This window comes from Shimia biformata, assembly GCF_016888515.1.
Lineage (GTDB): Bacteria > Pseudomonadota > Alphaproteobacteria > Rhodobacterales > Rhodobacteraceae > Shimia_A > Shimia_A biformata.
Genome location: NZ_JAFEJK010000005.1, coordinates 22,496 through 34,320, shown reverse-complemented (window position 1 = coordinate 34,320; position 11,825 = coordinate 22,496). Strand labels below are relative to the sequence as shown.

7 protein-coding genes are annotated in these 11,825 nt (G+C 65.8%); 6 read left to right on the top strand and 1 reads right to left on the bottom strand.

Annotation, left to right across the window (positions count from 1 at the left end; genetic code table 11):
• The first annotated feature begins 8 nt into the window (after positions 1 to 8).
• The 5 genes from JQ863_RS19025 to JQ863_RS19005 all read left to right on the top strand — a co-directional run bounded on the left by JQ863_RS19025 (position 9) and on the right by JQ863_RS19005 (position 8,424).
• Entirely contained in the window at positions 9 to 3,092 is a 3,084-nt protein-coding gene (locus tag JQ863_RS19025) for an FG-GAP-like repeat-containing protein (protein WP_204115934.1), read from the top strand.
• Between the two features lie 120 nt (positions 3,093 to 3,212).
• Positions 3,213 to 4,391 (top strand): hypothetical protein, encoded by a 1,179-nt coding sequence (locus JQ863_RS19020; protein ID WP_204115933.1) that lies wholly within the window; start codon positions 3,213 to 3,215, stop codon positions 4,389 to 4,391.
• A gap of 14 nt (positions 4,392 to 4,405) precedes the next feature.
• The gene (locus JQ863_RS19015; protein ID WP_204115932.1) at positions 4,406 to 6,268 is read left to right on the top strand and encodes a glycosyltransferase; all 1,863 of its coding nucleotides are present in this window, start codon (positions 4,406 to 4,408) and stop codon (positions 6,266 to 6,268) included.
• Positions 6,269 to 6,271: 3 nt separating this feature from the next.
• The gene (locus tag JQ863_RS19010) at positions 6,272 to 7,270 is read left to right on the top strand and encodes a hypothetical protein (protein WP_204115931.1); all 999 of its coding nucleotides are present in this window, start codon (positions 6,272 to 6,274) and stop codon (positions 7,268 to 7,270) included.
• Complete coding sequence (locus JQ863_RS19005; protein WP_204115930.1) at positions 7,264 to 8,424, top strand: hypothetical protein; 1,161 nt, start codon at positions 7,264 to 7,266, stop codon at positions 8,422 to 8,424. The genes JQ863_RS19010 and JQ863_RS19005 overlap by 7 nt, the downstream gene beginning before the upstream one ends.
• 44 nt (positions 8,425 to 8,468) lie before the next feature.
• Here JQ863_RS19005 and glf read toward each other — a convergent pair whose 3' ends face one another.
• Positions 8,469 to 9,608: a UDP-galactopyranose mutase gene (gene glf / locus JQ863_RS19000; protein WP_338055554.1), complete on the bottom strand. Its 1,140-nt coding sequence runs from the start codon at positions 9,606 to 9,608 to the stop codon at positions 8,469 to 8,471.
• 272 nt (positions 9,609 to 9,880) lie between these two features.
• Between glf and JQ863_RS18995 the strand changes: the two genes are divergently transcribed.
• On the top strand, positions 9,881 to 11,818 hold the full coding sequence (locus JQ863_RS18995) for a M10 family metallopeptidase C-terminal domain-containing protein (protein WP_204115928.1): 1,938 nt from the start codon (positions 9,881 to 9,883) through the stop codon (positions 11,816 to 11,818).
• The last annotated feature ends 7 nt before the right edge of the window (positions 11,819 to 11,825 follow it).

Here is an 11,825-nt window from a genome sequence, read left to right as displayed (position 1 = left end):
CGTATTTGATGTCTTCTCTCGTCTCCCCCCTGTACCAGAAGCGCTTTTTCCTGGCCTCGCTGATCATCATCATCCTGGCCTACCTTTTCTGGACCGGCTCGCGCTATCCCGCCTTGGATGAAAAGGCGATGATGTCGGGGGCGATCCAGCTCGAGGACAGCCTGTCGTTCGAGGCCAAGTTCCCGCTGTCTGACGACATGGGCTTTGCCGAAAAGGTGTTCTGGTCGACGCTGAACTGGATCAACACCAACAAGAAGGGCATGACATTCGGCGTCCTGTTTGCCGCCGCCTTCCTGACCGCCGCCGCCTATCTGAAACAGCGCAGTTTCCGCGGCGGCTTTGCCAATTCGCTTTTGGGGCTGGCGATCGGCACGCCGCTTGGGGTCTGCGTCAACTGCGCCGCGCCGATTGCGCGGGGCATGTATTCCGCCGGTCTCAGGGCCGAGACGACGCTCTCGGCCATGGTCGCCTCGCCGACGCTGAACATCATCGTGCTGACCATGCTGGTGTCGCTGATGCCGCTTTACATGGTGGTCACCAAGATCGCCCTGTCGCTTCTGGTGATCCTTGTGGTGGTGCCGCTGATCTGCCGCACCCTGCCCCAGACCGAGATCGCCCCAGAGGTCGCCGCCCCCACCCCCTGGAGCGCCGGTGAACTGGCGCAGGGCGATCCTTCCGGCCAATCCGAAAGCTTCCCGGCTGCGCTTTGGGCGGTGGTCACCGGCTATCTGAAGAACCTGTGGTTCATCATCAAGATGACGGTGCCGATGATGCTTCTGGCCGGGTTTCTCGGGGCGCTGGTGGCGACCGCGCTGCCGCAGGACCTGATCCTCGGGCTGCCCTGGTCGATCTGGGCGCTTCTGGCGATCGCGGTGGTCGGCACCTTCCTGCCCGTGCCCATCGCCTTTGACGTGGTGATGGCGGGGGCGCTTCTGGGGCTGGGGCTGTCGCATGGCTATGTGATGGCGCTGTTGTTCACCCTTGGCACCTTCAGCGTCTATTCCTTCCTCATCGTCTCGGGCGCGCTGGGGCTGCGGGCGGGCTGGATGCTGGCGGCGGCGGTGATGATCCTGGGCGCGCTTGGCGGTTGGGGGGCCGAGCGCTATCACCAGTGGCAAAGCGACCGGGCGCTGGACCTGCTGTTGTCGGAGGCTGCCCCGGTCCCACCCTGGGGCGCGGCCCAGGCCGCCGGGCTGGATGCGGTCACGGTGACCGCCACCCCGCTGGCCCCGCCCTCTGCCCCCGCCGCCCTGCCCTTCACGCGGCAAGAGGCCATCGGCATCGGCATCGACAAGCCGGTCGAGTTCACCATGCGCGACATGTGGCCCCCGTTCTGGGAGGGGCGGTCGCTCAGTGCCGGCGATATCGACGGTGACGGCGACCTTGACCTTGCCGTGGCCTCGACCGAGGCCGGGATCTATCTTTACGACAATGACGGCGCCGGGCGGTTTACCCGGCAGGCGCTGGCCAACCCCCTGCCCACCGACCATGTCTTCAACGCCGCGCTGGTGGATCTCGACAATGACGGCTGGCCCGACCTGGTGCTGGCCACCTACCTGCACGGGGTCTGGTACTGGAAGAATGCCGGCGGCACCTTCGGTCCCGAGCCACCCGTCCTGTTGCCCAATCGCGCCGACGCGCCGCTGGCCATGGCGCTGAGCTTCGGTGATGCCGACCACAACGGTTACCTCGATATCGCGCTCGGCAACTGGGCGGCGGGCTGGTACCGGCGCGTCCCCGGCGAGGAAAGCCGCAACCGCATCCTGTGGACCGAGAACGGCGTGCCCGGCGCGCGCCAGACCGACCTGCCCGGCCTGCCGGGGGAAACCCTGTCGATCCTGTTTTCCGATATCGACCGGGACGGGGCGGCGGACCTGATCGTCGGCAATGATTTCGACATTCCCGATTACATCTATCTCGGCGACGGGGCGGGTGGTTTCACCATGCTCGACCATGCCAGCGGCGCCATCCCCCACACCACCACCACCACCATGGCGGTCAAGACCGGCGACCTGACCGGCGATCTTGCCGCTGACCCGCTGCCGCAGCTTTACTTCGCCCAGATCGCCGGGCGCTCGTCCGGTGTGTCGCGGACGCTGAAGATGCAGGATCTCAGGCTTTACTGCGACGGGATCGAGGATGCCGCGGCCAGGGCCACCTGCACCCGCAACATGGAAATCAAGCGCTGGTACCGCTCGGGCAACAGCTTTGATCCGACCTATGCCAGCCGCTGCCAGGAGATGACCCCGGCGACGCTGGGCGACATGGCGGCGCGCTACCAGGGCGAATGCAAGGCGATGCTGATCAAGGATCTGGCGATCCAGCGCGATGACGCCAGCATCTGCGCCCTGATCCCGGCCGATCAGACCGTGGCGCGGGCCTATTGCGACCTGCATTTCCGCCCCGCCCGCACCCCTACCGCCGAGGAAATCGCCCTGACTCATCCGCAGATCCTGCGCTCGAACGTGCTGCTGCGACATGACGGCGCGGCCTATGGCGACAATGCCGGGGCGCTGGGGCTGGATGTGGGCGGCTGGAGCTGGGACACGAAATTCACCGATGCCGATCTCGATGGCGATCTCGATGTCTATATCGTCAACGGCACATGGGTCCCGAACGAGGTCTCGCCGTCAAACCTGTTCTTCCTCAATGACGGCAGCGGCACCTTCACCGAGGCCTCGGGTCCCTTCGGGCTCGAGGATTACCTGATGACCGCGGCGGCGCTGGCGGTGGACCTGGACGGCGACGGCGACGAAGATCTCCTGACCCACCCGGTCAACGGCCCGCTGACGGTGTTTTTCAACAATGCCCAGGCCCCGCGGCTGGTGGTGACGCTTGAGGATCACGTCGGCAACCGCGCCGGGCTGGGGGCGGTTGTGGACCTGACCACGGCGGAGGGCCGGGTCCTGCGCCGCGAGATCCAGTCCGGCGGCGGCTTCATGTCCTTCGATGCGCCCCGGGTCAGCTTCGGGCTGGGCGAGGGGCACAGCGATGCGGCCGGACCGCTGGTGATCCGCTGGGCGGACGGGACAGAGACCACCCTGCCCGGCCCCTTTGCCGCGGGCCGACAGTATCACGTGACCCGCCCCTGACCGGATCACCCCGGATCAGACCGGATCGGGCCCGATCGGGCCGGACATGGGTTCCCTCTGTGAACCGGGGGGGATATACAACCATGGACAGGTGCAAGGCCGGCTTTCCCCGGAGTATTAATGAAGGTCATTCTCTATATCGGGCATCACAAGGTCGGCTCGACGGCGCTGCAGCAATTCCTCGCCAAGAACAGTTTTCGCCTGCTCGAAAATGGCATTCTCTACCCCGCCACCGAAAGCGAGGGCCTGAGCTACATGATCGCCAAATCGGTGGCCGGGCGGGATTTCGACGACCACCTGCCGATCAATATCCGCGAGCCGCATAACGCGCTGGCCTTCCGGCTGATGGCGCAGCTGGAAAACCACCGCATGCCGCCGTTTCACACCTCCATTCCCGGCCCGAACCAGATCGCGGCGATCCTGCAGAACCAGTTTACCTTTCTCGACCCCGAGACGGTGCTGATCTGCTCCGAGGTACTGGCCAATTTCGGCGGCGCCGGACCGCAACTGATCGACCAGCTGCTTGCCATGCTGGGCGATGTCGATCTCGAGATCTATTGCGCCCTGCGCCGGCCCGATGACTACCTTGCCTCCTGGCACGGGCAGCGGCTGAAATTCGGCCACAAGCTCAAGCCGCTCAGCGCCGATGCGCTGGACGGCTATGTCAATTCGATCCATTTCAACTATCGCAAGATGCTGGAACCCTGGCTCAAGCGCTGCCCCGACGCCCGGCTGCATATCCGCAACTATGCCGACATCCTGCGCGCCGGAGGCTCGGTTGCGGATTTCATGGCCCGGACCGACATCGGCTGGCCTGACAACCTGATCCCCGTCGACCGGGCCAACCCCTCGATCCCGGTCGCCCTGCGCGAGATCATCCGCCGCGGTAACCACCAGCTTGCGCCCGACCAGGCCGAGGAGCTGCGCCACGGGCTGATGGCGCTGCGCCGGACCCTGGACCTGCCCGCCGACCCCGAGATCGAGCTGTTCGGCGCCGAGAACCGCCAGCGCATGTATGACGCGTTCCAGCCGCATGAGGCCTTCCTGCGCGAGGTCACCGGCCAGACCGCCTTCTTCCCCGACCTCGATCAGATGCTGATCGCGCGCCCGATGCCCGAAGCCGAGGCCACCGCCATCGCGCTGGACCAGATCGCCGCCCTGCGCCATGCCGGGGGTGAAGGTGGGGCCGGGGGGAAAAGTGGGGCCGTCGCCGAATTTGACCCCGATCCCGCGATGACCGCCTTCCTTGACGCGCTCTCGGCCGGATCCGGCGCGGCGGCCTCCGCCACACCGACCTGACCCGGCCCGACCTTATGCCCGACCTGCCCCCGAACCCCGTGCTGCAGACCCTGCTCTGGCCCCACCCGGCCCTTTGCGACGACCCGGCGCTTTATGCCCGGCTGTCCGGGCGTGCGGAGTTTGCCGGCAGCGGGTCGGACCACCCGTCCCTGCGCCTTGGACCCGGCGCCGAGGCCCGGTTCGACAGCTATGCCAACCTGTTCCCGATGGGCAAATGGCAGCGCCACTGCGCGCTGGAACACCTTGCTCTGCGGCTTTCGGGGACCGGGCGGGTGACAGTGCGGGTGCGCCTGCAGCGCCCGGCCGGGGACACGGACTGGCGCGAAACCGAGCTGCTGTGCCAGGAGTTGGAGCTGAACCAAAACGCTGGCCAAAACGCGGAGACCGCGCTGGACATCACCGTCCCCGGCGGCTTCGGGCCGGATGACCTGATCGACTTTGCGCTGACGGCACAGGGGCCAGCTACACTGACCGGGGCCGACTGGCTCACCGCCCAGGTGCCGCGTCGGACCCCGAAGATGGTGCTTGCCATCACCACCTTCCGCCGCGAACAGGCGGTGCGCGCCACTGTGGACCGGTTCGAGCGCTTCATCACCGCCTCGCCGCTGGCGGATCACCTGCACCTGGTGGTGGTCGACAATGGCCAGACCGCCGAGATCGCCGCCTCTGACCACGTGACCCCGGTCGCCAACGAAAACCTCGGCGGGTCAGGCGGCTTTGCCCGCGGGCTGCTCGCAGCGCGGGCGCGCGGCGCCAGCCATTGCCTGTTCATGGATGACGATGCCTCGATCCACATGGCGGCGCTGGGGCGGACCTGGGCGTTTCTGGCCTATGCCCGCGATGACAGGCTGGCCATTGCCGGGGCGCTGGCCAATGCCGTCGACCCGTGGCGGCTGTGGGAAAACGGCGCGATCTTCGACCGCGCCTGCCGCCCGGCCCATATCGGCATGGACCTGCGTGAACCCGACAATGTCCGCCAGCTCGAGCGCGACAGCGCCGCGCCGAAACCGCCGAATTTCTATGGCGGCTGGTGGTATTTCGCCTTTCCGGTGGCCGCCGCCAACCACATGCCCTTTCCCTTCTTCGTGCGCGGCGACGACATCAGCTTCTGCCTGGTGCATGACTTCACCATCGTCACCCTGCCCGGCGTGATCTCGTTCCAGGACGAGAATTTCGCCAACAAGGAATCGCTGCAGACGCTCTATCTCGACCTGCGCAGCCACCTGGCGCATCACATGGCGGTGGATCACATGGACATCGGCCGACGCGCGACGCTGCGCATTGCCATGTGGTTCTTTGCCCGCAGCCTGTTCCAATGCCACTACGAGACCCTCGAGGCGCTGAACCTGTCCTTTTCAGACTTCATGGAAGGTCCTGATTTCTTTGCAAAAAATACAGATATGGCCGAGCGGCGCGCGAAGATCGCGGCGATGTGCCGGGACGAGGCATGGCAGACCCCCGAGACACCCCTGCACACCGAAAGGCGCTGGATCAACCCCGATTACCGGCTGGTGCGCTGGCTGATGATCGCCTCGCTGAACGGCCACCTGATCCCGTTCTTCCGGCTGCTGGGAAACCGGGTGGTGCTTGAGGCAGGCATGCGCGGGCAGTTGCACCGGGTCTGGGGCGCGGCAGAGATCACCTATCACGACCCGGAGACCGGCAAGCGCTTCACCCTGCGCCACTCCAAACGGCGCGCGGCGGCGCAGACCCTGGCCTTCCTGCGCCTGTCCCGGCGCTTCTGGCGCGGCTATGACGGGCTGAAACGGGACTGGCGGGCGGGTTATCCCGCACTGGCCAGCACCGCCTTCTGGACCCGGCGCATGGGGATCACCGCCGAGGGTGCCCCGCGCCCGGAAACCGAAAGCGGGGCCTGAGGCATGTTCTGGAAGGCGATCACAAGGGGCAAAGGCAAATCCTCCGGGTCCAGCCAGCTGGTACTGCATATCGGCTCGCACAAGACCGGCACCACCTCGATCCAGCGCGCCTGCCGGCAGCACCTGCCGCGCGGGGTGCATTACCTCGACATCCGCAGGCCCGAGACCCGGATCCTGCAATGGCGGGGCCGACTGGACCGGTTCCGCGTCACTCTGGACCTGGCCGCCGCCGAGCAGGTGCTGCGCCCGCAGCCGGAGGGCGGCCTTCATGTGACCTCGAACGAGTTGCTGTTCTGGCTGGATGACCCGGCGGCGCTGGACGCGCTGGCGGCAATGCTGCGCGACCGGTTCGACGCTGTCACCGTGCTGTGTTACCTGCGCCGCCAGGACCGGCTGGCGCTGGCCCATCGCAAACAGGTGATCGCCGGGACGCTGGCAACCCGGTTCTATGGCATCGACGTGACCCCGCTGCCCAGATACCGGCCACATCTGCAGTCCTATTTCGACTATGCGGCCAAGCTGGGCGATCTTTGGGCGGCGGCCTTCGGCAAGGACAACGTGCAGGTGATCCCCTACCGGCGCGATGCGCTGGTCAATGCCGACGCGGTCGATGATTTTGCCCATCGCTGCGGCTTGGCCTTCCGCAACAAGACGCCACTTGCCTTCAACAGTTCCTGGGCCGGGAACCAGACCGCCCTTGGCCTCTACCTGATCCGCGAGGGCTTTGCCGAAGAGGACCGCCTCAGCCTTCTCAACGCCCTCCCCCCCGAGGGCGACTTCCTGCCCACCCGCGACGAGGCACGCGCCTTTCTTGCGCATTTCGACGCCGCCAATGACCGGCTGGCCCGCGACTGGCAGTGGCAGGGCGCGCCGTTCCGCTTCGAGACCGGGTTCGACATGTATCCCGATCCCCCCGCGCCCCGCTGGGAGGAGGCCGATTTCATTGACATGCTGCGCGCCGCATCGGACCACCGCGCCAAGGAAAGGATTCCGCCATGCTGAACATCCTGCGCCGGATGCGCGCCGCCCGGCCCGGCCGGGGCCAGAAACCCGGTCGGAAAACCGGCACCCCCCCGGCACCTCTGCCCGCGGGGGCACCGAAGACCGGCAAGCTGATCCTGCATGTGGGCGATCACAAGACCGGGTCGACCTCGATCCAGTATGCGCTGGCGGCGGGGCGTGTGACGCCTGAGGGCAAGACCCTGTATTACCCCGCCCAGCTTGCCCATAACTACCTGCGCAAATCCTTCGATGCCGCCGGCCGGGGCGAGGCCGCCGCGCCGCTGGCACAGCTGGCCCGGCAGATCTCGGGGCTCCATGCCGATTTCACCGTGATCTCGGGCGAGGACCTGGAAGGGGTCAGCCCGGACAAGGCCCGGGCCGTCTGGGACCGGCATTTCAGCCAGTGCGCCCAGTCGATGCAGGTCATCGCCTATGTCCGTCCGCATGCCGCCCGGGTGCTGTCCAGCTGCGTCGAACAGATCAAGATCGGCCTGTTCCACGACCACCGTATCGAGGATTTCCTCGACCGGGTGCAGCAGAATGGCCGGTTCATCTATGCCCCCCGTTTCGGCAGGTGGCACAGCGCCTTCGGAGCGGATTTCACCCTGCGCCCGATGATCCGTGCCGAATTGCACCAGGGCTCGGTGGTCGAGGATTTCCTGCAGGCCACCCTGGACGGCACCCCCTATCGGCTGGACCAGGTGACGGCGGCCAATGAATCGCTGCCGCTGCGCGACCTGATGATCGTCCGGCTGATCCAAGACCGGGTGCGCGATATCCCGCGCGAACACCGGCTGGCTCTGGGCTGGGCGGTGGCGCGGCACCTGGGCACGGCCCCCGGCGCCAGTGACGAGAAGCTGCGCATCCACAAGGGACTGGCCCGACGGATGGCCGAGGTCTACATGACCGATGCCCGCGACATGGACGGCACCTTCTTTGACGGGAGGCCGCTGTTGCAGACCGAGCTGGAAAAGACCGTCGACCAGGCCCCCGAAACCGCCCAGAGCCTGCGCCCCGAGGACCATTTCAGCGCCGACGAGATCCGCGACCTCGTGGCCCTGGCCAATCTCATTTCCGAGATGATGCACAACAAGCGTCAGCCCTGGCCCAAGCATTTCCGCGAAACCCGGATCAAGGCGCTGACCCGGGGCTGATCCCCGATCCGTTATCCCGGTCAGCCGATTGACAAATACTGTTGCTAAAGCGGCGGCACCGCGAAGGCGGGCATCGCGTCGGCGCCGCGGGTGTTGAACATCTCGACCACGTTCAGCGCCTCGCGGATGGTGACATCCATGTCGAGATAGCGATAGGTCCCCAGCCGGCCGAGGAAGGTGACGCCGCTGGTCCGTTCCGCCAGCGCCACGTAATCGGCCAGGAGCGCCTTCTCGCGCAATTGCCGGATCGGGTAATAGGGGATGTCGCCGGGGGCGCAGGCGCGGGAATACTCGCGATAGAGCACCGAGCCCGCGTGCTCCTCCCAGGGCGCGAAATGCTTGTGTTCGGTGATCCGGGTGAAGGGCACGTCCTCTTCGCCGTAATTCATCACCGCGCAGCCCTGCCAGTCGCCCTGATAGGTGAAGCGTTCGAAATCCAGCGTGCGATAACCAAGATGCCCGAGCTGATAGTCGAAATACCCGTCCAGCGGCCCGGAATAGAACACGTGGTCGGCGCCTGCGCCCATGTCGCGGCTGAAGCGGGTGTTCAATTCGACGCTGATGCCGGGATGGTCGAGGATCTTCTCGACCAGCGCGGTATAGCCCTCTTCCGGCATGCCCTGGTGGGCATGGGCGAAATAATTGTCGTCATAGCTGAAGCGCACCGGCAGGCGCTTGAGGATCGACGCCGGAAGCTCGCGCGGGTGCAACCCCCATTGCTTCAGCGTGTAGCCCTTGAAGAAGGCCTCGTAGAGATCAGGGCCGACAAAGCGCAGCGCCTGCTCTTCGAAGCTTTGCGGGTCGGTGATCGAGGTATCGGCCTGTTCCTCGATAAAGGCGCGGGCCTCGTCGGGGCGCAGGGTCTTGCGGTAGAACTGGTTGATCGTGTGCAGGTTGACCGGCAGGGAAAACACCTCGCCGCGGGTGGTCGCCTTGACCCGGTTCTTGTAGGGGCGGAACCGGGCGAACCGGGTGACATAGTCCCAGACCCCGGTGTCGTCGGTGTGAAAGATATGCGGGCCATAGACATGCACCATGACCCCGGTCTCGGGGTCGCGCTCGGTATGGCAGTTGCCGGCCACGTGGTCGCGGCTTTCCACGATCCGCGCCCGGTGCCCGGCCTCGGCCAGACCCCGCGCCGTGACCGCCCCGCTCAGCCCCGCGCCAACCAGCAAAATTTCCACGCGTCCTGTCTCCTGCCTGTGGTCATGGGGCGCCGCCCCCCGGATGTCGTTTCCCATGTCACCACGGGCTTGGCAATTGCGCATTTGGGCGAACCATCGCCAAACCCGCAACGGAACGCCCCATTTTTGCCATCAAATCAGGTCTATAAACACGACCGCAAGTTAGATTAGAACTGGTCCCCGGAACCATGCCTTGCGGAGCCGCCGGAGACGTAACCGGACAACACACAGCCCGAGACCACCAGCATGGGGCACTCAAGCGGAGCGACAACATGACTGCCAAATCCAGCCCTGACGGGTTCAATCCCACCAGCAGCGCCCTTCTGGGGGCCGATATCGCCGAATCCGGCGATGCCGCCGCAAGCACGGCGACCACGGCCTCGGTGTCGGTGGACGACACGTTCCTGGGCACGATCGGGTCGGGCAGCGACCAGGACTGGATCGCGGTCGAACTGACCGCCGGCGAGGATTACGTCTTCTGGGTGCGCGGGGTGAACGGCTATTTCGACGGGCTCTCGGACACCACGCTTGCGGTCCATAACAGTTCCGGCACCCAGCTTGCCTTCAATGACGACGTCGAGATCAACAACCTGTTCTCGCTGGTCGAGTTCACCGCTCCGACAACCGGCACCTATTACCTGAATGTCGGCAGCTTCGGCACCAATACCGGCGATTACGCGCTGGAAGTGTCAACCTCGACCTTCTCGGTCGACCAGATCGCCACCTACATGACCGAGTTCGGCTGGGGCTACAGCGTGCCGATCCACTTCGACGCCGGTCCCGGCGACACGCTGACCTACAATATCTCGGGTCTCACCTCCGATGGCCAGGCGCTGGCGGAATGGGCGCTTGAAACCTGGGGCACCGCGCTGGGGATCACCTTCCGGCGCACCTCTTCCTCCTCGGCCGATATCGTCTTTGACGACAGCCAGCCCGGCGCCTTTGCCGGACCCAGTTCCTTCAACCCGGTCGACGGGATCAACGCGGCCTCGACGGTCAATATCTCGACCACCTGGATCTCGGCCTATGGGTCCACGATCGACAGCTATTCCTTCCAGACCTTCCTGCACGAGATCGGCCACGCGCTGGGGATCGGCCATGCCGGGCCCTATGACGGATCGGCGACATTCGGGGTCGACAATGTCTATGTCAACGACAGCACCCAGATGACGCTGATGAGTTATTTCTCGGTCGCTGAGAACCCCAATGTCTCGGGTGATGACGTGACCGTCGTGTCGCCGATGTCGGCCGATATCGCCGCCATCGCCGCGCTTTACGGGGCCGCCTCGGTCTATGGCGGCAACACCGTCTGGGGCGCGCATTCCAATGTCGGCGGCTGGTTGGAAGATGTCATGAACGAGCTATTCCTGGGCATCGACACCGCGATCTATGACGGCGGGCCGATCGGCTTCACCATCTACGACACCGGCGGCATCGACACGCTGAACCTCGAGACCGCGACCACGGCCCAGGTCATCGACCTCGCGCCCGGCACAATCCTGAATCTCGCCGGGCTTGCCGGGAATGTGGTCATCGACGCCAACACCGTGATCGAGAACCTGAAAGGCGGCGGCGCCGATGACATCCTGACCGGCAACGGCGCCGCGAACCAGATCCTTGGCGGCAATGGCAATGACGTGATCCGCGGCAACGCCAAGGCCGACATCCTGATGGGCGAAGCTGGCAACGACCAGCTGTTTGGTGGCACCGGCGGCGACGAGCTGAGCGGCGGCGGCGGACGGGACAAGCTTTATGGTCACGGCGGCGCGGACGAGCTGCAGGGTGACGCCCAGGGCGACCTCCTACTTGGCGGCGGAGGGAAGGATATCCTGGAAGGCGGCACCGGCCATGACCGGCTCAATGGCGGGGCGGGCAAGGACACGCTGATCGGCGGGGCGGGCAAGGACCGGCTGCTGGGCCATGCCGGGGATGACATCCTGACCGGCGATGCCGGGGCCGACCAGTTCCGCTTCCTGCTGAAAAAGGGCGAGATCGGCCATGACACCGTCACCGATTTCGAGCTTGGACATGACATGCTGGAACTGGATGCCGGTCTCTGGAGCGGCGCCCTCACCGCGGTCGAGGTGGTCACGCAATTCGCCTCGGTGATCGGCGGCGACGTGGTGTTCGACTTCGGCGGCAGCGACAGCATCACCCTTGAGGGGCTGACCAGCACCGCGGACCTGGCCGACGACATCGCCCTGGTCTGACTCCCGA